The 24,575-nt window shown below is 73.3% G+C and carries 10 protein-coding genes; 9 read left to right on the top strand and 1 reads right to left on the bottom strand.

Annotated elements, in window-relative coordinates; all coding sequences use genetic code 11:
- Positions 1-11: 11 nt before the first annotated feature.
- Complete coding sequence (eccCa, locus tag A8713_RS01380) at positions 12-3,902, bottom strand: type VII secretion protein EccCa (RefSeq protein ID WP_064537176.1); 3,891 nt, start codon at positions 3,900-3,902, stop codon at positions 12-14.
- Between the two features lie 221 nt (positions 3,903-4,123).
- Here eccCa and eccD point away from each other — a divergent pair, with 221 nt between their 5' ends.
- The 9 genes from eccD to A8713_RS01335 all read left to right on the top strand — a co-directional run bounded on the left by eccD (position 4,124) and on the right by A8713_RS01335 (position 24,419).
- A complete protein-coding gene (eccD, locus tag A8713_RS01375; RefSeq protein ID WP_335743770.1) occupies positions 4,124-5,572 on the top strand; it encodes a type VII secretion integral membrane protein EccD in 1,449 nt (482 codons plus the stop codon).
- A gap of 6 nt (positions 5,573-5,578) precedes the next feature.
- Positions 5,579-7,051 (top strand): type VII secretion protein EccB, encoded by a 1,473-nt coding sequence (gene eccB, locus A8713_RS01370; protein ID WP_079158791.1) that lies wholly within the window; start codon positions 5,579-5,581, stop codon positions 7,049-7,051.
- Positions 7,052-7,160: 109 nt separating this feature from the next.
- Entirely contained in the window at positions 7,161-7,553 is a 393-nt protein-coding gene (locus A8713_RS01365; protein ID WP_064531008.1) for a hypothetical protein, read from the top strand.
- A gap of 46 nt (positions 7,554-7,599) precedes the next feature.
- Positions 7,600-7,890 carry a WXG100 family type VII secretion target gene (locus tag A8713_RS01360; protein WP_064531007.1) on the top strand — a complete coding sequence of 97 codons (291 nt, stop codon included), beginning with the start codon at positions 7,600-7,602 and terminating at the stop codon, positions 7,888-7,890.
- 2 nt (positions 7,891-7,892) lie between these two features.
- Positions 7,893-8,336 carry a hypothetical protein gene (locus A8713_RS01355; RefSeq protein ID WP_064531006.1) on the top strand — a complete coding sequence of 148 codons (444 nt, stop codon included), beginning with the start codon at positions 7,893-7,895 and terminating at the stop codon, positions 8,334-8,336.
- A gap of 62 nt (positions 8,337-8,398) precedes the next feature.
- On the top strand, positions 8,399-10,468 hold the full coding sequence (locus A8713_RS01350; RefSeq protein WP_064531005.1) for a hypothetical protein: 2,070 nt from the start codon (positions 8,399-8,401) through the stop codon (positions 10,466-10,468).
- The gene (locus A8713_RS01345) at positions 10,468-10,932 is read left to right on the top strand and encodes a YbaB/EbfC family nucleoid-associated protein (protein ID WP_064531004.1); all 465 of its coding nucleotides are present in this window, start codon (positions 10,468-10,470) and stop codon (positions 10,930-10,932) included. Before A8713_RS01350 ends, A8713_RS01345 begins: the two co-directional genes overlap by 1 nt.
- Complete coding sequence (locus A8713_RS01340) at positions 10,925-11,257, top strand: hypothetical protein (RefSeq protein ID WP_159393061.1); 333 nt, start codon at positions 10,925-10,927, stop codon at positions 11,255-11,257. Before A8713_RS01345 ends, A8713_RS01340 begins: the two co-directional genes overlap by 8 nt.
- 19 nt (positions 11,258-11,276) lie before the next feature.
- Positions 11,277-24,419, top strand: a complete 13,143-nt coding sequence (locus tag A8713_RS01335) for a WXG100-like domain-containing protein (RefSeq protein ID WP_064531002.1) — start codon at positions 11,277-11,279, stop codon at positions 24,417-24,419.
- The last annotated feature ends 156 nt before the right edge of the window (positions 24,420-24,575 follow it).

Here is a 24,575-nt window from a genome sequence, read left to right as displayed (position 1 = left end):
GTCCGGGCCCGTCAGGCCCGCAGGGCCGTCTGCACCTGCACGGTGCGGCGGCGGGTGATGTACAGCGCGCGGCCCGCGGGCAGCACCCGCGGCCGGGTGCCGGCCACGACCTGTCCCTCGGCGGGCGGGCACGACAGCATCAGCACCGGTGTGTTGGCCTCCACCAGGCGGCGCAGCAGCGCGTCGGAGGTCATGGCCCGGCCCGCGCCGTTCGCGCCGCGCGCCACGATCAGATGGAAGCCCAGTTCGGTGCCCTGGGCGAGGAGTTCGTGCAGCGGTGCGAACGGGTCGCCGGCGCCGTAGCCGCCCGAGGAGACCAGTTCGTGGTCGTCGACGACGACGAACAGCCGGGGCCCGGTCCACCAGTCGCGCAGCTTCAGCCGGGCCGGGCCGATCTCCGGTCCGGGGACGCGTTCGCGCAGCGCGCGAGCCGCGCCCTCGACCGTCTTGCGCAGCAGGTCGAGGCCGACCGCGTAGCCGAGCCGGTGCGCCTCGGGGACGGTGTCGGCGAGTCCGCGCCGGAAGTCGACGAGCAGCACCCGGGCCTCGTCGGGGGAGTAGCGGCCGGTGATCGCGTCGCACACGTGGGCCAGCAGATTGGTCTTGCCGGACTCGACGTCGCCGACGACCACCAGGTGCGGATGCTCCTCGAAGTCGTGCCGCAGCACCTCCAGGCGCAGGTCCTCGAGACCGAGCGGCACCCGCAGGTCCCCGTCGGCGGCGGGGAGTCGGGTGGCGGGCAGGCTGAGCGGCAGCATCCGCACGGCGGGCGCCTCCGGCCCGTCCCAGCCGTCGGCGACCTGCCGCACCAGCGCCGCGACGCCCTCGGCGACGGTCTCGGCGCGCGGGTCGCCGTCGGTGCGGGGCAGCGCGGTGAGGAAGTGCATGCGCTCCCCGGTCAGGCCGCGGCCCGGCACGGCCGGCACCCCGGCGGCGGCGCGCATGTTGACGAGCGAGTCGACGGGGTCGCCCAGGCGCAGTTCGAAGCGGGTGCCGAGCTGGTCGCGCAGCGCGCCGCTGATCTCGGACCAGCGGCCGGAGGCCACGATCAGGTGCACTCCGAAGTTCAGGCCGCGCGAGGCGATCAGGTTGAAGGTCGGCACCAGGTCCATGAAGTCCTGCCGTACGGTGTTCCAGCCGTCGACCACGAGGAACACGTCGCCGTGCGGCTCGTCGGGGAACTCGCCCGCCGCCCGCCGCCTGCGGAAGTCGGCCATGGACTCGACCCCCTGCTCGGCGAAGAGCCGTTCGCGGCGGGCGACGACACCGGTCACCTCGGCGACCGTACGGGCCATGCGCTCGGGGTCCAGCCGGCCGGTGACCTGGCCGACGTGCGGCAGCCCGGCCAGGCCGGTCAGCGCGCCGCCGCCGAAGTCCAGGCAGTAGAACTGCACTTCGCGGGGGGTGTGGGTGAGGGCGAGCGCGGCGATGAGGGTGCGGATGAGGGTGGACTTGCCGGACTGCGGTCCGCCCGCGATGCCGACGTGCCCGCCGGCCCCGGACAGATCGGCGGTCAGCTCCTCGCGGCGCTGGTCGAAGGGCCGGTCCACGACGCCGACCGGCACGGTGAGGAAGCGCGCCGGGGCACCCGGCGGGGGCAGCAGCAGGTCCAGGGTGGGCGGCTCGGCCAGCGGCGGCAGCCACACCTGGTGCGCGGGCGGCCCGGAGCGCTCCAGCTTCCCGGCGGCCACGGCCAGCAGGCTCGGCCCGGAGCCGGGCTCCTCCTCGGCCCGCGGTTCGGGCGCCGTGAGCTGCGGCAGCGCGCGCGGCGCCACCCAGCCCGCGTCGAACGGCACGACCTGCCCGGCCACCACCGACTGGCGCACCTCGGGCCGCGCCACGCGGTAGGTGCCGGAGACATAGGCGGCCTTGAAGCGGGTGAGGGCGCCCACGTCGTTCTTGAGCAGGCCGCTGCCCGGCTGCGGCGGCAGCTCGTAGGCGTCGGGCACCCCGAGCACGCCCCGGCTCTCCATGGCGGAGAAGGTCCGCAGGCCGATGCGGTACGACAGATGGGACTCCAACTGGTGGATGCGGCCCTCGTCGAGCCGCTGGGAGGCCAGCAGCAGATGCACGGACAGGGAGCGGCCCAGCCGCCCGATCATCACGAACAGATCGAGGAAGTCGCGGTGCGCGGCGAGCAGTTCGCTGAACTCGTCGACGACCACGAACAGCGTCGGCAGCGGCTCCAGATCGGCGCCGCCCGCGCGCGCCTCCTCGTACTCGCGCACCGACGTGTAGTTTCCCGCCTTGCGCAACAGCTCCTGGCGGCGGACCAGTTCGCCGTGCAGGGCGTCCTTCATGCGCTCCACCAGCGCGGCCTCGTCGGCGAGGTTGGTGATCACCGCCGAGGTGTGCGGGAGCCGGTCGAGGCCGAGGAAGGTCGCGCCGCCCTTGAAGTCGGTCAGCACGAAGTTCAGCGTCTCGGAGCTGTGGGTGAGCGCGAGGGCGAGGACGAGGGTGCGCAGCAGCTCGGACTTGCCGGAGCCGGTGGCGCCGATCAGCATGCCGTGCGGGCCCATGCCGCCCTGCGCGGACTCCTTGAGGTCCAGCATGACGTACGAGCCGTCCGCGCCGACGCCGATGGGCACCCGCAGCCGCTCGCTCGCGGCGCGCGGCCGGTGCAGGTCGGCGACGGCCGCGGCGCGCAGGTCGCGGATGCCGAGCAGGTCGGTCAGTTCCAGGTCCTCCTGGAGCGGGCGCTCGGAGCGTACGGCGGCGCCGAGCCGGTAGGGGGCGAGGCCCATGGCGAGGGCGCGCGCTGCGTGCGGGCCGAGCGCGTCGGGCCTGCCGAGCGCCGTCTCGTCGGGCCGGCCGTCCGGGCCGGTGGTCCGCAGCGTCAGCGCGTCCGCCTCGACCCGCAGCCGCAGAGTGCCGCGCGCGGGCGCCGCCGCGTCGAGCGTGGCGCGTACGTCGACGACGACGGTGTTGCGGTAGCCGTTCTCCGCGAGGCGGGCACCGGCCGGCACGGTCGCCGTGTCCAGCACGATCACGGTGAACGGTTCGTCGCGGCCGGGCTGCGCGCCCGGTTCGAAGGGGCCCCGGGCCGCGAACTCCTCGCCGAGCAGCGGCTCCAGCTCGGACACGGACTCCGCGATGAGCCGTGCCGGGCCCGCGCCGTCGGTGTCCGAGGGGTGCTGGAGGTGCGGCAGCCACTTGGTCCACGCCCAGTGCGCGGCGCTCTCCCCGTCGGCGACGACGGCCACGGTCAGCTCGTCGGGCGCGTGCAGGACGGTCAACTGCCCCAGGGCGGCCCGCACGAGGGCGCGCGCGACGTCCCGGTCCTCGTCCTTCGCGCCGAGCAGCACCCGGGCGAAGGAGCGCAGCCGCAGGGCGACGGGCTGGTCGCGGACGGTCGAGTAGGTGTGGATGAAGCGCCGCAGGGCGTGCGCGCACAGCGGCTCCAGGTCCTCCACCGGCCGGGTGGACAGCGGGTTGAGGGTGAGGGCGAGCTGCTGGTCGCCGGTGCCGATGCGGATCTCGCCGAAGTCCTCGTGGGTGGCCCGCCGTTCCCACAGCCGGCCGGTGCGGGCGAGCGAGGCCAGCGCCTCGGGGCGCGGATGGCGCCAGTCGAGGGCCTTGCGCTGGAGGTCGACGACCTTGCGCAGCCTGCGGCGGCTGGTGGCCAGATAGCGCAGGTAGTCGCGGCGTTCGGCGCGCAGCTTGCGCTTGCGGTCACCGGCGGCGCGCAGGAACTGGGCGACGAGCATGGCGACGGCGGAGACGGCCATCATGCCGACGGCCACCCACATCAGCACGCCGTTGCCCTCGCCGGGCCGGATGAACACCAGGACCATGCCGAGTGAACTCAGGGCCATCGGCAGGTAGGTGACGACGCCGCTCATGGCGCCCTGGGGCTCGGGCAGCGCCGGCGGCTCCTGGAGCGCCAGCTCCCCCTCCGGCATCTGCGGGCCCACCCGGCGCGGCGGCCGACGGAACGTGACGGTGCTCAAACCGGCTCCCGGCTAGCGGTGAGGGCGTGCGGCGAACGGCACAGGCCCTGCGGAAAGCGACATACGGTCATACGGCGACTGGCATACGGTCATAAGGCGAGCGGCGGCGGTGGCAAAGCGAAGGAGCCGACGCAACTTGTCGGTTGATCATACTGATACGGCTGCGCGATAGTGTGCCTCCGTTCCCGAGTCGGACCGCGCTTGAATTCCAGGCGGGAGTGAATCGAGCAACCGTGAGCGACAAGACCGTCGGCCTCTGCCGAATAGCAGTCAGAGGCCCGGCCGGATCCTTCGAATTGAGCGTGCCGGCCGATGTTCCCCTCGTGGATCTGATGCCCGTGCTCGTCGAGTACGCCGGCGACGACCTCCACGAGCAGGGCCTCGAACACGGCGGCTGGGTGCTCCAGCGCCTCGGCGCGGCCCCGCTGGACGAGGAGGGCACCGCCGACTCGCTCGGCCTGCGCGACGGCGAGGTCCTCCATCTGCGCCCCCGCCACGACCAGCTTCCCGAGGTGGACTTCGACGACCTCGTCGACGGCATCGGCGACGTCCTGCGGCCCCGCCCCGACACCTGGCGGCCCGCCCTCACCCGCCGCCTGCTCCTCGGCTTCACCGCCGCCGCCCTGCTCGCAGGACTGCTCACCCTGGCTCTGCCGGGCGACGCCGTGCCCCGCGCCGCGGCGGCGGCCGTCCTCGCCCTGCTGCTGGTCGCCGGGGCCTTCGCCGCCTCCCGCGCGGTCGGCGACGCCGGGGCCGGCGCCCTGCTCGGCGTCCTGGCCGTGCCCTGCCTCGCGCTCGCCGGGGCGCTCGTCCCCGCCGCCGGACACGGCGAGGACATGACCGGACCGCGCCTGCTCGCCGCCGGAGCGGCGGGCGCCGGAGCCGCCGTCATCGCCCTGGCCGCGGTCGGCGCCCACGCCCCGCTCTTCCTGGGCGCCTTCGCCGTGGCGGCGTTCACGGCGCTCGGCGGTGGCCTCACCGCGGCCGGCGTACCGCTCGCGCACGCCGCCGGCTGGGTCGCCGTCGCCGCCGTCGTCTGCGGCGGACTCGTGCCCGGCCTGGCCTTCCGCTTCGCCGGACTGCGCCTGCCGCCGCTGCCCTCCAACGCCCGCGAACTCCAGGAAGGCATCGAGCCCTTCCCCGCCGCCCAGGTCACCGCCCGCGCCGGACTCGCCGACTCCTACCTGACCGGCTGCTACACCGCGCTCGGCCTGGTCGCCATGGGCTGCCAGAGCGCTCTGCTCACCGCCCCCGCCTCCGACGGCTGGACCGCGCCCGCCCTCGCCGTCGCCCTCAGCGTGCTGCTGCTCCTGCACGTCAGGGTCGTCGGCTCGGTACGCCACCGCCTGGCCACCGCCGTCCCCGGCGCGTACGGGCTGGTCCTCGCGAGCTGTCTGCGCGCCGCCGACCTCGGGCTCACCGGCCGCCTCGGGATCACCGCGGCCCTCGCGGTGCTCGCGGCGGTCACCGCCGTCGCCGCCTGGACCGTGCCAGGCCGCCGCCTGGTCCCGTACTGGGGCCGGATCGCGGACCTGCTGCACACCTTCGCCGCGCTCGTCCTGCTGCCGCTCGCGGTGCTGCTCGCCGGGGTGTTCGGCGCGCTGCGCGGGATCAGGGGATAGGGGCTGATGGCGGTGCAGTCGCGCAAGGACCAGGTGCAGGCCCACCTCTTCGTGCTGGGACGGCTGTCGGGCAGCATGCTCCGCGGCGACCCGGACGCCCCCGAGACACCCTCAGCGCGTACCTCCAAGGGCATGCTGTGGGGCGGCGCCCTGGTCGCGCTGGCCTGCCTGGGCACCGCGGTGTTCGGGCTGGTCTCGCCGGGCGGCGGGACCTCCTGGCGGGTGCCCGGCACGCTGGTCGTCGTCCGCGAGACCGGAGCGCGCTACCTGTACACCGGCGGGGCGCTGCACCCCGTCCTCAACGAGGCGTCCGCCCGGCTGCTGGCCGGCGACCGGTTCCGGGTCGCGGACGCGGCCGCCGACTCCCTCCAGGACACCCCGCGCGGCGCCACCCTGGGCATCGTGGGCGCCCCCGACGCGCTGCCCCACCCGGTCCGCCGCCCGGTGTGGGCGGTCTGCGCCGGGCAGACCCCCGCCGCCCCGGGCACCGGCGCGAAACCGCTGACCAGCGTCCTGATCGACGCCCCCGGTGACGACGGCGGACTCGGCTCCGGTCGCGGTGTGCTGGTGACCGCACCCGGAGCGGGCGTCCAACTGCTCTGGAACGGGCGGCGGTTCCCCGTCGACACCCGCAACGGCACCCAGGCCGCGCTCGGCTGGGCCGGGGTCGTCCCGACGGCCGTGAGCCCGGCGTTCCTCGGCACCCTGGACGCCGGACCGGCCCTCGCCCCGCCCGACGTGCCCGGCCGGGGCAGGCCCGGACCGCGGCTGGGCGGCACCGCGACCCGCGTGGGACAGCTCTTCACCGCCTCCGGGCAGTCCTATCTGCTGCGCGCGGACGGACTGGTCCCGCTCACCGGGCTCGGGCACCGGCTGCTGCGCGGCGACCCGCGCACCCAGCGCATCGCCTACGGCGGCCGGTCGGTCGCCGAACACCCCGTGGGCCCCGCCGACCTCGCCGCCCACCAGGCCCCGGCAGCGGCGGCCGCCGAGCTGGCGGCCGGACTGCCGCGGACCGCGCCCCGGGTGGACGCGGTGGACCCGGCGGCCCAGCAGATCTGCGTACGCGACAGCCCGCAGGGCGACGGCTACACCACGACCGTGGCCGTGGTGGACGCCGCCTCCGTGCCCGGCACCGCGCCCGCCGCGCAGCCCGCCGTCGGCGCCGCCTGCACTCCGGCCGACCGGGTGTGGGTGCGGCCGGGCTCCGGGGCCCTGGTACGGGCCGAGTCGAGCGCGGGGACGGGGGACTCCCGGTATCTGGTGCCGGAAAACGGCGTCGCCTACCCGCTCGCGCCGACGGCCCTGAAAAGCCTGGGCTATTCGGATTCCTCCGCGACCGGGCTGCCGGCCCGGCTGCTCGGGCTTCTGCCGCGTGGTCCGGTGCTCGATCCAACGGCTTTGGCGGTGAGCGGAGTTGTCGCACCGACGTCCGCCGCGCCGCCTTCGGGTGAACAGTGCGGCGGCGCAACCTCTTAGGTTGCTCAAATTACGTGGACGGGCAGGCAGTTTCCCTCTGCATCTATCAGTTCCGGGATAATGTGACTGCCTGTTCGAACGGATCCCCCTGAGGCGAAGGGCCACTTCTGTGAGCGAACCCAGCGGCATCGACCAGACCGGCGGCACGTACAACCGGGCACAGGCCGACATCGACGCGGCCCGGACCGCGATCGAGGACAACGTCGCGGCCATGGCCAAGGCCGGGAACACGGTGCAGCAGATCCACGACGACGTCCGCCTGGCCTACGTCGCGGATTCGTCGAACATCTTCTCCGCCAAGCTCCAGGAGTGGATGCAGGCGTACACGAACGTCAAGCAGAAGGTGGACACCCTCCACCAGGCGCTGACCGACGCCGACAAGACCCAGAACCAGGGCGAGATGGACGCCCAGCAGTACGGCAGCGCGTGGAGCCCGAGCGCGGGCAGCTACTACGACGCCTCGGCCGACGCCTACGCCGCCCTCGGCGGCGGCGCCAAGTGACCCCCCGCACCACCCCGTACACCTTCGTGGACAAGGAGCCGACGACATGCCCGACGTGACCTTGGTGAAAGCGGCGGCCAACACCGCCATCGAGGAGATGACCCAGGCCAACAAGGCCATGGTGGACGCCCTCCAGGACATGCTCGACCGCATCAGGCCCCTCCAGCACTCCTTCCAGGGCACCACCGCCATCGCCTGGAACGACTTCCAGAACACGGTCAACACCTCGATCAACCAGATGAACCAGGCGTTCGGACAGGGCGCCCAGGCACTGGAGCGCATGGTCGACGCCCAGATCGAGGCCGACCTGCGCGGCGGCCAGATCATGAGCCACTAGCCATGGCGAAGGACGACGGCGACACCGGGACCTACAAGGTCACCGACGCGAAGATCGACGAGATCGTCACCGGCATCGGCGGCCTGCTCCAGGACATGGCGGGCGACAACTGGATCGCCCTGCTGAAGGCGTTCGGCGGCGACAAGACCGTCGACGGCTTCGACCGCATCTACGCGGGCTCCGGCAAGGGCGTGGCGAGCACCGGCGCCCTCCAGGCCGACTTCGCCCGGTTCGCGGCCGAGATGACGCGGCAGCTGGAGAGCATGTCGGCGAACCTGCACCAGGCGGCCGTCGACCTGAAGCTCGTCCACCAGTACCTCCAGGACGGCGAGGACGGCGCGGCCGTCACCGCCGAGGCGATGATGGCGGACCTGCGGGACGTGGTCGGCCTCTTCGGCGGCACCGTCTCCACCACCACCGCACCGGTGACCACCACCACGAAGTGACGGACGGGCGGCCCCCGCCCGCACCGGGCAGCACCGAACAACCGCGCGGAAGGAGCAGCACCATGGCGTCCGCGTCCGGGTCGTGGGAGGACATCCTCTCCCTGTACACCTGGGACCAGCCCACGACCCGTGACCAGGTGGCGGGCAGCGGCGAGGGACACGCCAGCTGGTTCGCCGAGCACACGGTCGTACCCCGCGGCGCCGACGCGGGGCCGCCGGGCGGCTCCTGGGACATCGGCTGGTACATCCCGTACGTCGTGGAGACCGTCGAGACCGACTCCGAGACCCTCCAGTCCACCATCAGCTACGACACGCTGTACTACCAGGTCGGCCTGCGGCTCGCGCGTGAGGTCGGGTCCAACGACGCGGGCACCCCGCTCAGCAGGTTCGTCCGCGAACCCCTGGACCTGCTCTGGGCGTCCGTCACCGAGGCCGGCACCGACGTCGTCAAGCTGCTCAGCTTCGACTCGGCCGGGATGACCGTCCGCGGCGTGGAGAAGTTCCTCGCCGACACCCACCAACGGATCACCGGCTGGGCGCGCGACCTCGACGTGTCCGGTTCGGACCTCCAGGGCAGCGCGGCCGGAGCCCTCAAGGACGCCCTCACGGGCATCGCCAACGAGTTCCAGGACCTCGCCGTGCAGATGACGATGCCCAGGGAGTTCTCCGGGCTCATCGACGACGCGCGCAGCCGCCTCCAGGCCCGCACCGGCGACCTCCAGACGGCGTACGACACCTGGCGCGCCTCGCCGGAGGCCTGGCCCGCCAACCACGTCCGCGACATCCTCCAGGACGTCTTCAACAGCCTCAGCGCCCAGGCGAAGGGTGGTCTGGTCGTCTCCGTCGGCCAGACACCCGTGTTCACCGACCCGACCTACGGCAACCCCATGGACCAGTCCTTCTGGGACCGGGTGGAGGACCAGGCCAAGACCCGCTGGAAGAACCACGTCTCCACCACGCTCGACCCGCAGGCCGCCACCGCGCTCAGCGACCTGGAGAACGCCTACGGGACGGCCGCCGGGGCCATCCCGCACATCGCGCAGCCCAAGTGGCGCACCCCCGGCGCCGCCCACCCGGCCGACGGCCCGAAGGACCCCGCAAAGTCCTCCCTCGACGACCTCCAGAAGCAGCTGGAGCAGAGCGAGCAGGACCAGCAGAAGGCACTGGACGACGCCGGGAAGAACCCGGGCGACGGCAGGTTGGACCAGAACCTCCAGGACCAGAAGGACCTCCCGGGCGGCGGACAGAAGGACGGCGACGGCACGGGCGCGGGCCCCGTCGTCGACCAGCAGAGCCTGAAGAACGCCCTCCAGAAGACCGGCGAGGGCGGCACCTTCACCGACGGCACCACGAAGACCGGCGGCACGGACGGCACCGGGGGCGACGCCCGCAGCGCCCTCGACAAGCTGCCGCCCGGCGCCGTCGTCAACAAGGACGGCACCGTCACCGGACCCGACGGCAAGCCGCTCAAGAACCAGGACGGCACCCTGCGCAAGGTCTCTCCCGGCGCCTACGACCTCCAGCAGCAGCGCCTCCAGCAGCAGAACGAGCAGCGCAGGCAGCAGGCGCTCCAGAAGACCGCCCAGGAGCAGGAGAAGGCGTACCAGGACCAGCTCAGGCAGCGGCGCCAGGCGCTCCAGAAGGCCGCCGACGAACAGGAGAAGTCCTACCAGGAGCAACTGCGCAAGCAGCAGCTCGACCAGCAGAAGGCGGGCACCCAGCAGCGCGCCTACCAGGACGCGCTGCGCCGGGCCCGGTTGGGCACCCGCACCTCCGGCGCCGACCTGCACACCCTGGAGAACGCCCGCAACCTCAAGGGCGGCTTCCGCGTCAGACAGCCGGACGGCTCCCTCACCGAGCACGCGCCCGCCACCGAGGAACAGCTCAGGCCCGGCCGTTCGGCCCGGATCCGCACCTCGTCGGGCGGTCTGGGCGCCCTGGCCCCCGAGGAGGCGGCCCTGACCACCGGCCGCCGTACGTCGTCCAACCCGCCGATGATGCCCCCGATGGGCTCCGGCGCGGGCGCCGGAGCGGGCGGCGCCGACCAGGGCCGGGAACGCAAGAGCTTCCTGGACGAGGAAGAGGAGACCTGGGGGACGCAGGCGTCCTCGGGGACAGGGGTGATCGGCTGATGAGCGGTGCCGAGGCGAAGGGCTTCACGTCCGCGTTCGGTGAGGTGTTGCAGGACGAGCTCGGTGACATGACCGAACGGCTCAAGGCGCAGCGGGAGCGGCTCGTCGCCGCCCAGCGCGAGCTGAACTCCCGAACCACCACCGTACGTTCCAAGGACCGCACGGTCAGTGTGACCGTCGGCGCGCGCGGCGAGGTGCGGGACATCAGGTTCCACACCGAGGACTACCGCGCCATGGACCCGGCCCGGCTGAGCCGGACCCTGGTCGAGATCGTCACCCGCGCGCAGCAGCAGGCGGCGAAGGAGGCGTACGAGGCGTTCGCGCCGCTGCGCGGAGCGGGCGCCGAGATGCGCAGGTCGATGGAGGCGGGCACCGCCATCGGCGACCTGCTGGCCCCGCTGCGCGCACTGACCGGGGACCCCTTCGCGGGCCGGCGCGACGGCGACGGGGGCGGCGATGCCTGAGGTGCTCCGCACCACCGACCAGCTCAAACAGCTCTTCGCCGAGTACCCCCGGCTGGGCACCGCGCTCGCCGACGCCAACGCCAACATCGCCCGCATCAACGAGCTGAACAAGAGCGGCGGCGGCAACAACGAGGACGAGGCGTCCAAGCAGTACCACGCCACGGTCGACAAGGGCATGCCCCCGGTCGAGGACATGCTCACCCTGCTCAACACGCTGGTGAGCCGGCTCGGTGTGGACGGCGACGACGTCATGAAGGTCTTCGACAAGGCCGAGGACGAGGCCAAGCGGTTCGCCGCCGACTGGAAGGCGGCCACCGGGCAGTGACGGAAAGGCGACACCGCGCGTGCTGACACCGTCCCCGCAGGCGCAGGAGCTGATGAAGGCCCTCACCGGCATGGACTGGCCGTCCATCGACGAGGACGCGCTGCGCGAGGCGGCCGTCCGCTACGAGGCCACGGCCCGGGACTTCGACGCCATCGAGCAGGCCCTCGACGAACTGGCGCGGCGCATCAACGCCGACTTCGCCGGTGAGGCTGCCTCGCGGTTCGCCGCCTACGCCGCCCTGATCAGCGGCGGCGACCCCAGCTCGCTGGCCGCCATGAAGGAGCAGGCCGGCAATCTGGCGAAGGCGGCGCGCGAGACGGCGACCGACGCCGAGTACGCGAAGTGGATGATCCTCGCCCAGCTCATCGAGCTGATCGCGGAGCTGTTGTTCCTGGCGGCGGTGTGGTGGGTGCCGTTCCTGGGCGAGGCCGTGGCCGCCGAGACGTCTCTGCTGGAGACGATCGTCAGCATGCTCGTGCCCAAGATGATCCAGGGCCTGGTCAAGAGCATCGCCCTGCACACGGTGATGAGCGCCGCTCTCGGTGTCGCCATGGACTCCCTCATCCAGGGCATCCAGATGGGGCAGGGCAACCGCGACCACTGGGACGGCAAACTGACGCTCCAGGCACTGGAGTACGGCGCCGTGCAGGGGGTCATCGGCGGGGCGCTGAGCCTGGTGGGCGCCAAACTGGGCATGAAGCTCGGCGGTCTGATCGGCAAGGACTTCACCACCGTGCTCAAGCACGGCCTCGGCGAGGTGCTGGCCAAGACGGCCGGTTCGGCCGGTGCCGAGGCGGCGGCGAAGAAGCTGGCGAAGGGCCTCGGCAACACCCTCGGCGCACTCGACTTCCATCTCGCCAAGGGGCTCAACAAGGCCGCGGGCAAGAAGTTCACCGACGAGTTCACCACGAAGATCGGCAAGCTGTTCGCCCAGCACGGCTTCGCCGGGGCCGAGGGCGAGGCCGCCCGCACCATCGGACAGCTCTGGGCGAAGGACCTGGTCAAGGAGTGGGCGGGCGCCGGGTCGGCGGGCGCCTTCGGCGCGCAGGTCCGCCACACCCTCGGCAAGGAGGTGGTCGGCAAGGCCGGGGCGGAGCTGACCGCGGACAAGCTGCTCGGCACCACGGCGGTGAAGGTGCTCGCCGAGGAGATACCGGAGCTGCTGACCAAGGCGGGCATGAAGCCCGACTGGCGGTTCCTGGTGGGCCTCTACGGCACGGACATGGTCGTGCAGGGCGCGTCGCAGAACCTCGCGGAGGGCGCCTTCAACCTCATCACCCAGGGCTCGTTCACCACCAGCGGCGGCACGTTCCTCGCGGGCTTCCTGACCACCGGGATCGGGCACGCCGGACGCCACTTCCTCGTGCACCCCGCGATCGACTACTTCGCCAAGGACAGCGAGGGGGTGTCCAAGTTCGGCCAGCACCTCGCGTCGCTCAGCAGCCCGGACCGGGGCCCGCTGGCCTTCCTGAACACACCCGCACCGACGACGGACGCACCGCTCACCACCGCGCCCGCGCCGACCGCCTCGACTCCCGTCCCGACCGCGTCGACGCCTGTCCCGACCGCCTCGACACATGTCGCGACCGAGTCGGCTCCCGTGCCGGCCGCTTCGGTGTCCGTGAACACACGGGGCCCGGAGACGACCACCCCGGCGACGACCACGACGACCTTGACGGTTACGACCGCCACGACGGCCACGGTCTCCACCTCGACGGGCACGAGCGCACCCGCCAACCCGCCGGTGGGCGCCCCGAAACCGGTCACGGCCTCCTCGGACACGCCGCCCCTGACCACGCCGCAGACGTCCACGTCCCCGGCTTCCACACCCCAGACACCCACACCCCAGACACCCACACCCCAGACACCCACATCGCAGACGTCCACACCCCAGACGTCCGCCCCGACGCACCCGCCCGCGCACGTGACCTCCCCGAGCGGGGAGCAGCCGAAGCCCGACCCGGTCACCGCCCCGCTCCCGCAGGAGCAGCGCCCGCTCACCGAGAGCACCTCACCCCAGACGGTGCCACCTGCCGCCCCCGCGCACCACTCCCCGTCCCCCGACCTCGACGGCACCCCTCACGACCCCGAGCGGGAACGCACCTGGCACGAGCGGCAGAGCGACCTGACCCGGCAGCGTGACGCCGCCCTCGACGACGCGCAGCTCCACGCCGAGGAGCACCGGCGCACCCGGAACCTCGACGCCGTACTGGACGAGTGGAGCCGCAAGCACGGGGTCGACGACCCGCAGACCCTCCGGCGGCTGCGCGGCACGCTCGACGAGCGGATCACGGCGGCGCACGACCCGGAGAGCACCCCCGTCCCCGACCTGACCGTCGCGAAGAACCCGATGGCCGCGCTCGACGACGCGTACGCGCTGCACCAGCAGGTCGAGAACGTCGTCGGCCAGATCACCGAGCACACCGTCACCACGGTCCTGGCCGCCCCTCCGGCCGCCGCCGCGCAGATCTTCGCCGCCCATCCGGACAGCAGGGCCCGCGCCGAGGAGCAACTGCGCAAGGTGATCGACCAGCGGGTGCGCGAGGTCGCCGAGAGCCTGATCCAGGCGGAGCTGACCTCGGCCCACCCCCGCCCCGACCGGATCGAGCACGCCGTCAAGAGCGCGCTCAGCGCCGCCCTCCCGGCCCTGCACGACCTCACCGACGCCGCCGCCCGCCAGGCCCGCGACCGAGGCATGGCGGACACCCACTTCCACACGGTCTTCGACCGGCTGACCGCACAGCTGGAGGACGCCGGGCAGCGGGCGCGGACCGACGCGCGGCGCGAACACCTGCTCCACCAGTGGGGCCTGGAGTTCGAGGCCGACTGGCACGACACCTTCGGCGAGCCCGCGATCCGCCGGGGCACCCCTGACACCGCCACGCTGGACAAGTGGCGCGCGGTGCGCGAGGAGAAGCACGGGTCGCTCGCCGAACGGCTGGTGAAGCAGCTCGCCAAGGAGCACGCCGCACACCTCGCCGTGGAGCGGACCGAGGCCGCCGCCCGTGATCCGCGTACCGGACTCACCACCCTGGGCGAGGCGTTCGCGGCCGCCTTCACGGCACACCTGCCCGCGCACGGCCCCGCCCCGGCAGCCGCCCGAAACCGCGCCGCGCACACGGTGGGCACCGCCCTGCACACCCGCGTCGACCGGCACGAACAGGGCTTCGGCGGCGACCTGAGGACGGCGCTCGCGTTCGCCGGGGACCTGGACACGGCGGCCGTGCACCACCAGGTGACCCTGGAGACCGTCCACGCCTCGCTGCACGCGCAGGCGGAGGCCGAGGCCCGCCGGTTCGCCGGGCAGTGGGCGCAGGAGCACCCCGGGACGCCGCTGCCCGAGGACGCCGTGGACCGGTTCGCGCACGCCCACGCCGACGCCGTCACCCAGCTCTTCGACGAGCGGTTCAACCACCCCCTCGGGACGGCCACGGCGACGGACGAGACGCTCCGCCAGTGGCACGACGCGCACGCCGGACTGACGGCCGGGCTGGGCCGCCGGTGGGCCTTCGAACTGCACGCGGCCCTCGGCCTGGACCGCTGGGCGGCCGGGTTCAAGGAGGCCGCCGAGGGCCGCGGCCTGGCACCCGGCCAGCTCGAACACCTCGGCCGCCGCACCCGCGACGACTGGTTCGCGTCCTTCTACGACCTGTGGGCCCGCGGCCACCTGCCGAACCTCGACGTCCACACGTGGCTCGCCGAGGAGAGCGCCCACGGCAGACGCTTCGTGCCCGACACCACCGGCCACGGCGGTCCCGGCACCTCCCACCGGCCCGGCGGCCCCGGCACCCGGCACCTCGGCGGCGCGGAGTACGCCGCCCGGCACACCCAGGAGCCCGGCGGCGCCCCCGGCCCGCTCGCCCTCACCCCGTCCGGCCCGCCGTCCGACGACACCCGGCTCCCCCCGGCCAAGCACAACCCCAACTTCCCCGTCCCCAGCGTGCGGCCGCCCACCGCGACGGCCGAGGGCGCGCCCAGCCCGCCCGCCTGGCTGTACGACGTCTCCGCGTACGCGACCTGGAACGCCGCCACCAGCGGCACCACCGGCACCACCGGTGTGTCCGGCAGCGCCTCCACCGCCCTCACCGGCGGCGGGGCGACCGCGGGACACGTGTGGCTCCAGTTCGTCGACCCCGAATCCGGCGGCACCGTCGCCACCGCCGTGCACACCGCCCTCGACACCGAACTCGCCCGGCGGACCGGACTGCCCACCCTCGGCACCCGTATACCGGGACTGGCCGACGCCCTGCTGAACGAGCCGCAGAGCTTCATCGGCGAGGGCAAGACGATGGTCGCCCACTTCGACGCGGTGGGCGCCGCGCGCCCGGTGACGGTGAGCGCGATCCTCTCGCCGGAGGCCGGCCACTGGACGCTCCTGCCCGACCTCGGCAAGAAGTCCCCGTACAAGTTCGACACCGTGCACCGCACCCAGCACACCGGCGGGCTCACCACCGCGGAGAGCGCGAGCCGTTCGGCCGCCGTCCCGCTCGGCCTCACGGGCTCCCCGGTCGGCCCCGCCGTCCAGGTCACCGGCGCGTACCGTACCACCGACGGACGCAAGCACACCACCACCGACCAGTACCTCAACCAGCGCGAGACACGTTCCGCCGAGGACGCGCACTTCTTCGTCAGCCACGTCCACTTCAAGGTGGAGGTGCACGGCGAACCCCTCGCGCCCGTACGCGGCCCGCAGAACACCCCGAAGGCACCGCTCACCGTCGGCCTCGGCGTGGAGAACGGCCTCCTGGTGCGCGCGCCGGAGTCCTCGGAACAGCAGCCGACCCTGGACCAGCGGGTCCCGCGCTCCTTCACCCCGCTGCCGGACGCGCCGCTGGGCGATGTCCACGTGGAGGGCCTCGGCGGCCTCGGCGACCTCGGTCTGTGGGCCGCGCAGCACCTTCGACTGGCCCCGCCCCACCCCGACTTCCAGAGCGTCCTGGACCACCTGTCCGTACGCCACTTCACCGAGCACGCGGGCGAACTGCTCACCGGAGGACTCGACCCGCGGCACGGCATCCAGGTCGGCCGGGGCACCCTCGGCACCTTCCACCTGGTCGGCGTCTCCACCACGCACGAGATCCGCGTCACCGACCAGTTCACGATGAAGAACGAGATCGGCGCGACCACGCAGAACACCGCCGCCGTCACCGGCTTCCTCGGTGCCCGCGCGGGCGGTGAGCTCGTCTACGGACAGGCCGGCGTCACCGGCGGCCTGGACAGGTCCACCACCCACCTCACCAACCTGGGCGGGGCCTCCGGCAGCAAGCACGTCAACCGCACCAAGAACAGTCTCACCGTCCTCGGCGTCCAGGAACTCACCTTCCCGGTGGAACTGCCCGGCGGACACACCCGCGAGGTGCACACCTGGGCGCTGGTGCGGCGCCCCGTCCGGGACCTGTGGGCGCTGCGCGGCTACGACACGCGCGAAGGACTGCGCGTCGGACGCAACGAACCCTCGCTCGGCCCGCTGCTCACCCCCGACCGGCAGCACGTGGACCTGTCCCTCGCCAAGGTGCAGACCCTCACCCTGGGCACCGGTCGGGACGATCCCTACGCCCTCACCGACCAGGTCCTCGACCTGGTCGCTCAGGAACTGGGCCCGTTCGTCATGGTCCTCACGCGCGAACACCTCGCGCAGAACCCGTCGACACCCTGGTACCGGCCCGGACACGCCCTCGAACGGGCCGCCGAGAACACCCGCAACATCATCCGGGCGCTGCGCCCCGACCGGCTGGCGTCCGTCCTGGACGAACTGCACCACCGCGGGCTGCGCATCCCGCTGTTCGGACGCGGCGCGCTCCGCGAGAAGATGTTCGTGCTCACCCTGCACGCCGACCTGACCGCCGCGCCCCGGTACCTGGGCACCAACCACCAGCACATGCTGCGGCACAGCAGACCCGGCACCGTACGCCACGACGGCGGCCAGGACCTCGCGCGGGGCCTCAGCGCGGGCGTGGAGGGCCGCCTCGGCTTCAAAGCGGGCTCCCACGACCTGTCGCTGTCCCTGGCGTACCGGTACGACCGCGGCGGCGTCCGCTCGACGCGCTCCGGCGGCACCGCGAGCCGCGAGCAGATGATCGCCACCCAGGGCGGCGCGCACCATTTCGCGTTCACCGGTGTCATCCGCGGCACGCTCGCCGGATACACCGGCCTGACCCCGCTGCCCCACGCGCTCACCCTCGGCCTGGTCCACCCGGTGACCCCCGTACGGCCGCTGGGCGGACCGGCGCCCCTGCGCCTGCCGTTCACCGCGGACATCGCGCTCTCCGAGCAACTGCTGCCCGACGTACCGCTGAAGACCGGCGAGCCCGGTCCGCCGCACCAGGCCCTCGTCACCGTGCTGGACCCGGCCGAGGCCGACCCGCTCGGCCCGCCACCGACGACGACACCGGACCCGCTGTCCGCGACACCCCTGCTCACCGTGAAGGTCCACCCGCCCGCGGAACTCGTCACCGCCTTCACCGCGGCCGTCGACCACGCGGCGGGCGGCCGGCGGCGCGAGCTGTCCCTGCCCGGCGGCCCGCACCACGAGCGCGCGGCACGGCTGCTCAGCGACCTCGTCCTGTCCGCGCAGGCCGACCAGCTGTACTCGCCCGGCGGCATCCTGCTCACGGGCCTGCGGTCGCTGCGCTGGTTCCTGGGCTTCGAGGGCACCCTGCGCATCAGCGCCCGGCGCGGCGACCTGCGGCCCGCGAGCCTCACCCTGCACTTCGAGCCCGAGCAGAACATCGGCATGGAGGTCACCGTCTCGGGGAGCACGTCGGCCACCAGCACCCACGCCGTGACGGCCGGACTCAACCCCGTCCTGACCCAGGACGGACCCGGCGGCCCCTCCCTGGGCGGCTACCCGTTGACCGCCACCCTCCTCCAGCACACCACGTCGCACACCCGGGGCACCGGCCGCAGCGTGTCCCGGGAGACCAACCTGGTGCAGAACACCGGGTACTTCCTGCTCGTCACCGGCGACAGCGACTTCCGCGTCGAGGCGTCCGGGCATCCGGCCGGCATCCTCGGAGCCGTCCTGAAGGCACTGCGTCCGGGCGCGACGACCGCCGGGCGGCTCGTCCACGCCCCCGGCGCGTTCAAGGGCCTGCTGACGGCACGGGAGGCACACCGCCTGGGCATCGTGGACGACACCCTGGGCCCCTACCCGGGACTGGGGAACACCACCGGACCGGCCCCGGAAGGCACAGGACACGGCAAGGGCGCCTGGGCCGTGCCCCGGTGGACCGTCGACGACGCCATCGGCCTCTACCCGCTCGGCGGGACACAGTCCTCCGGCGGCGGGGACGCCTTCCAGGTGCTCGACGACCTGCTGCACCAGATCGAGCAGCGGGGCGTCGGCGAGACCGGCGTGCAGACCCTGCACACACTCCTGTCCCAGCAGGCCGTGCGGTCGGCGCTCCAGGCGGGCGTCGACGCGGTGGCCCGCGGGCGCGCCGGACGGCTCAACCTCAGCCGCGGGATGCGGCTCGGCGGGAAGAACGTCGAGCTGCGGATCCGCCACGAGCGCCGCGCGCCCAAGGTGGTGGAGTTCACCGGCTTCGGCGACATCGAGAGCACCCACACCGTCAACACCACCGTGGACACCGGCGTGTCGAAGACCCGCGGCAACGCCCTCGGCCTGCCGGGCTCCGAACGCGCCGAGCACGACCCGCTGACGGTCGGCGGGAACCTCGGCCCCGCCTCCGCCACCCGCTCCGCCACCAGCTCCACGACCTCCTCCGTGACGAGCGTGGTCACCCACCTCACGGCGGTGTCCGGCGGCATCGTCTCGGTCGAGTCGGACGTGCACATCGAGGTCGACCTCGTCGACACCGACGGACACAGCCTGCTCACCGGTCCGGACGGCACCGCCGGGCCCGTGTCGTGGCGGGCCGGGAAGCAGACCGACTACGCCCCGATGATCCTGCTCGACCCGCCCGGAGCGACGTTCGAACCGAAGAAGCCGTCGGCGGCCGTCACCCTGTACCCCGGCCTGTCCGACCCCGCCGCCCTGCACGCCCACCTCACCCACGAGGACCGCGCCAACCACCCGGAGCTGACCCCGGGCGACGGCATCCACATCAAGGGCGTGCACGGCGCCGAACAGGTGCGGCAGCTCGCCCGGCAGCTCCTGACCCTGGCCGGCGGAGGCGGCCGCAGCGGACTCGTCCACCCCGGCACGGCGGCCGCGCACGCGCTCACCACCGGCACCAACGCGATCGCCCTGGCGGGCGCGCTCAGCGACTCGAGCGCCCTGCGGCCCGGCGGACACCTCATACCCGGACTCTTCGAGGACAGCCTCGTCGGCGGCTCCGAGGGCTCCCTCACCCTGCACATGCTCCTCCGGCACGGCAACGCCCAGATCCTGCGGGTCAGCGACAAGGTGCGCCTGGAGAACCTCAGGGGCGGCGGCCTCTCCCACGACACCGCGCGCGGCGGCGACCGCGGCCTGAACGTGACCGCGGGACTGCCGTTCACCGTGAAGGGCGACACCGGGAGCGGCAGTGGCACCCACACCGGAAGCCTCCAGCCGCAGACCGGCGCGGGCCGCAGCGCCAACCTGACGCACGTCGACACCGAGGCCGACCAGAGCCGCCGCAACGACAAGCCGCACACCGGCCGCGCCGTACTGGTCTCGGTCCCCGCCACCGTCCTCGCGCACGCCGCCGTCCACCGCGACGTGAAGGACAGCTCCCTCGCCCGCCGCCTCGGGCTCTCCGCGCCCGCCGGACCGCAGACGGGCGCCACCGAGATCCGCGTCGAGATGTGGATCAGCGAGGACAAGGCCCGCGCCCTCGGCATCCTCACCGACGACACCTTCCCGCCCGAGGTCTCCGAGGCGTGGGACGCCGTCACCGGCGCGGAGGACGCGTTCAAGGCCGCCTCCACCGCCTACGACGACGCCCGCCGCCCCTTCACCGACCTCGCCGTACGGGTCCGCCACGACGACGCCCGAGCACCGGAACTCCAGGAGCTGAAGGAGACCGAGGGCGCCGAACTCCAGGGACTCAAGGAGCAGTTCGAGGCGGCCCGAGCCACCTACGAACAGGTCCTGGCGGCCGCCCTCACCCTCACCCACTTCGCGCACGCCCGCGGCCAGGACGGCGTCCAGGGCCCGCTGCCCGCCCCGCCGGTGTTCACCGCACCCGAGAAGACGCCGAAGCTCCCGGACGACTACGCGCTCGTCCTGGACGACACGGGCGAGGTCTCCGGCGTCACCCTGGACGGCACGACCTGGCAGGCCGGCCCCGCCCGCAGCGACGGCAACGGCCTCTTCCACGCCCTGGCGCAGGCGCTCGGCGACCCCACCGACGCCCGCGCCGCCGTCCTCCGCGACGAGGTGCTGCGGGTGTTCCGGGACACGCGGATCCACGGCACGCCGCCCGGCGGACCGCACCCGGACCGCCGCGCGGCCCGGCTCGCCGAGATCCTGGCCGCCTACCACCCCGACGTGACCGACGTCTTCACCGACACCGAGATCGAACAGGCCGGGCTCGGCCATCTCGTCACCGACGACTCCGAAGCGGGCCGCGAGTACCGGGACCTGCACATCGTCCCCATGTCGGAAGGTGTGCCCACCCCAGAGCACGCCTCCGTCCTGCCGCCCCACCGACGGCTCGGCCTCGCCCGGGTCCAGGCCGCCCGCGACCTCGCCACCGAGACCGCCCAGCGCCGCGCGCACGCCGCGGCCGACCTCTTCCCGGCCCTCGCCGCCGTCCTCCTCGACCGCCCGGTGACCGTCCTCAGCGAGGGCCGCCGCCACACCTTCACCCCCGGCGGCGACCCGCTGCCCGAGAACGGCGGAAGCACGCACGCCGGCGAACTGACCGTACTCCTGGAGAACGGCCTGTACCGTCCCCTGACCCCGCCTCGCCCCCAGGCCGAGCCGCCGGCGACACAGCAGGAACTCCCGCACGCGACACCTGAGGAAGAGCAGCCGCCCGCGGGCCCCCTTCTCCAGCGGCACCCCGTCCCCCTCGACGGCTGCTGCCAGATCAGCTCCGTCCTCGTCAGCGCGCCGGACGCCGTGCTGCGGGCCCTGCCGGACCTCACCCCGCAGGCCCGGGACCTGCTCGCCGACCCCGCCCGGCTCCGCGCCGCCTTCGCCGGGGCACACGGCCACGGCACGTACGACCCGGTGCTGCGCGAGCTCGTCGAGCACGTACGCGACCGGGTCGGCGACCACCTCGGCACCCTCGGCGCCGCCGGTCTGGTCGATCTGCTGTCCAGACACCCCGACGCCGCCACGACCCTCTTCGACACCTTCGGCACCGGGGACGCCCTGCTCGACGCGATCAGCGGGGCCGTACGGAACTGGGACGCCGACTGGAACTCCGAGGAGGGCCACGGCGAGGCGTTCCTGCCGCTGCTCGCCGACGCCTTCGGTCTCCAGGTGGAGATCCACCACCCCGGCCGCCCCTCCGAAGTGCTCGGCCACAGCCATCCGCCGACCGCGACCCGCGTGCACGTCTTCCTGGACGACCGGCACTACACGGGCATGTCCCCGGCCCCGCGGCCCGGATTCCACACGCACAGCCTCGCCGAGGACACACCCGCCGGCGGCTCCACCGGGTACGGCCCGCTGCCGGTCGGCCACTTCGCCGCGCTGATGCACCTGCCCGAGCACGAACTCGCCGCCGTCGCCGACCTGATCCAGTCCGGCGCCTCCGGGGACATGGTCTCCGACCACCTGCACGAACTGGCGCTGTACGTCCTGCAGAGCACCGACCCCGGCCGGCTGGTCGAACTGATCCGCCGCACCACCCACCTGGGCGTCGCGAGCGGCGAGTGGCAGCACCTGGCCGCCTACCTCCAGCACCGGCACCAGGGCACGCTCGACCAGTGGCTCTCCGCCCCGATCGAGACGGCCCAGCACCTGGTCGCCGCCTGGCGGACGTCGGGCGAGGGCCCGCTGCCGCTCATCATGCCGCCCCCGCACCCGCCCCGCGTCAACCTGCCGGTCGACCCGGCCACGGACGCCGTCGTCCAGATCCGCAAGCCGTACACCTACCCGGAGACGGGCTTCCTGGTCGGCGCCCTCAGGAGCGAGGGCCGGGCTCCCGGGCTCGGCAACCTCAAGGAGGGCGGCACCCTCTATGTCATCGGCCACGACCACCAGTTGCTCAGCGGCAAGGAGGCGGCGGACGAACTGGGCCAGTTGCTCGGCCACGGCGACCGGCGCACGGTGAAGAACTTCGACATCCGCCTGATCGTGTGCCAGGCGGGATCCCGCAACGCCCGCACCATCTCACCGGCGGAGACCCTGGCGGTCACCCTCGGCGTCCCGGTGACCGCGTCGCTGGTCGACATCACCTTCCAGGCCCTCGACCGCCACGGCAACGAGCAGGCGCTCCCCTCCGACTACCTGTCCGCGCTGTTCGCGGGCAGCAACGCGGGCCCGCTCAACCTCATGGGCCAGGACCGTGTGCACACCACCGACGCCCTCTTCGACGAACTCGTCGCCGGTCTGGACGCGTTGGAGATCGACGAGGACGTGGAGATCGACGAGGACGTGGAGATGGACGACGTCGCCGCCGACGTCTACGACATCCTCTCCGGGGCCCCGGCACCGCAGCACACCACGCAGGGCCCGTCCTTCGGCTCCGGCGGGCAGGGCGGACCGGTACAGGACCCGCTGCCGTACGTTATCAAGCAGCCGCACTACGCCACGGGCGACCAGTTCGGCATCGCGGCGGCGCTCGTCGCCGACCACAACCTCCAGGTGTACGTGACCTACGAGTCGGAGCAGGACAAGCACCTCGCGGCGAAGGTCGCCGCCTTCTACGCGGAGTCGCCGCAACTGGACGGCCGCGTGCACGTCGTCAAGGCGTCCGAGACGATGGCGCAGTACGGGAAGAAGCTCCAGGAGCGGGGCGCGGCGGTGCCCTCGAAGTCACAGACGCGCAAACACCTCCTGGGCGTGGGCGACGCCACCAAGAAGATCGGCGCCCAGTTCACCCCGCAGCTCCGCGACGACATCCGCACGGCGTGGCACGTCGGCCCCGACCCGGTCCGGGACACGGCGATCGGGCAGTGGCTGAGCGAGGCCAAGCAGCTCCGGCTGCCCGACGGCGCCAAGGTCGCGGTGCTGTGGTCGCGGTTCAGCGGCAAGAACGGCGAGGTGCACATCGAGCACGACACCAGCTATGTCGGCATGGCCCAGATCGTCGCCGGTCTCGGCGGCCTCGACGCCGTCCTCGTCGTCGGCGACTCCGGGCCCGGCTCGGCAGCCGACCGGCATGCCAAGTACCGTGCCCTGGCCGACTACTTCAACGACGGAGTGCTGCCCGGCACCGAGGACAAGCACCCGCCGAAGGGGTTCGGGGCGAAGGTCGTCGACCTCACCGAGTTCTGGAAGGACGGCGGGGTGTCCGAGTGGCGGGGCGACACCCGGACCGGGCAGTTCCAGCTCTTCGACTACCTCCACCGCCACTTCGACACCCGTCACCTGGGCTTCCGCAGCGGCAACCTGGAGGCCATGGCCCTCATGGGCTTCCCGGTGCGGTACCTGGAGGAACCGCACAGCGAACTCGGCGGCCTGCGCATGGAAGCCTGGCACCAGGACGTCCGGACGCCGGGCCTCACCACGGCGGGCGGCACGGCACCCGGCTACGAACGCCTCACCGTCAGCCACTCACCCACCCGCTCGGGACAGCACCACAAGCTGGCCCACACCGTGGACGAACGCAGGGGCGGGCAGAAGCACGCCGCATGGCACAGCGCCGACAAGACGGCCAAGCACCTTCTGCGCGACGACCGGCCCGTCTCCCGTCCCAAGGGCTTCGCGGACGAGGACCTGGCGAACATCGACGCGTACCTCCTGCACGGCGACCCCGGTCACGGTGTCCCGGACTCCCTCGTGCGGGAGATGCGGCGGATCGCGGCGCAGGCCGAGGCCGAGGGCGAGCAGCCGCGCGAGGCCCTCGCGGACTTCCGGGCGCTGTTCGCCTCGGGGAAGTACGACCCGCTCCTGATCTTGCGCGCACGCAACCTCTACGCCCAGCATTGCGTGCACCGGCTCACCGCACCCGACGACGTGCCGGGCGGCACCCCGGGAAGCGGCCGAGCCCCCACACCGGTGCGGCTTCAGGACGCACTCGAACACGGCGAGCACGACCACAGCACGGACCACACCACGAAGGAGTACCTGAGCGATGGCGGCCACGGAGACCGGTAGCCCGGCGGGGGACGACGGCAGGACGGGGCCCGGGGAGCCCGCGGCCCCGCGGACGCGGCCGGCGGCGAAGATACGCAACGGCGTGATCGGCACGGAGACGACCACGGAAGCGGCCCCCGGGGCGAAGCCGGAACCGAAGCCGGAGCCGCAGCCGCA

This window comes from Streptomyces sp. SAT1 (assembly GCF_001654495.1).
Taxonomy (GTDB): Bacteria; Actinomycetota; Actinomycetes; order Streptomycetales; family Streptomycetaceae; genus Streptomyces; species Streptomyces andamanensis.
Note: the sequence above shows the minus strand (reverse complement) of the source record. Positions and strands in the feature narration are given on the sequence as shown.

What these genes read in the sequence shown, in the direction of transcription:
- eccCa (WP_064537176.1), bottom strand. Translation starts at nt 3,902, where the DNA reads ATGCCGGAGGGGGAGCTGGCGCTCCAGGAGCCGCCGGCGCTGCCCGAG.
- eccB (WP_079158791.1), top strand. Translation starts at nt 5,579, where the DNA reads ATGGCGGTGCAGTCGCGCAAGGACCAGGTGCAGGCCCACCTCTTCGTG.
- A8713_RS01360 (WP_064531007.1), top strand. Translation starts at nt 7,600, where the DNA reads ATGCCCGACGTGACCTTGGTGAAAGCGGCGGCCAACACCGCCATCGAG.
- A8713_RS01355 (WP_064531006.1), top strand. Translation starts at nt 7,893, where the DNA reads ATGGCGAAGGACGACGGCGACACCGGGACCTACAAGGTCACCGACGCG.
- A8713_RS01350 (WP_064531005.1), top strand. Translation starts at nt 8,399, where the DNA reads ATGGCGTCCGCGTCCGGGTCGTGGGAGGACATCCTCTCCCTGTACACC.
- A8713_RS01345 (WP_064531004.1), top strand. Translation starts at nt 10,468, where the DNA reads ATGAGCGGTGCCGAGGCGAAGGGCTTCACGTCCGCGTTCGGTGAGGTG.
- A8713_RS01340 (WP_159393061.1), top strand. Translation starts at nt 10,925, where the DNA reads ATGCCTGAGGTGCTCCGCACCACCGACCAGCTCAAACAGCTCTTCGCC.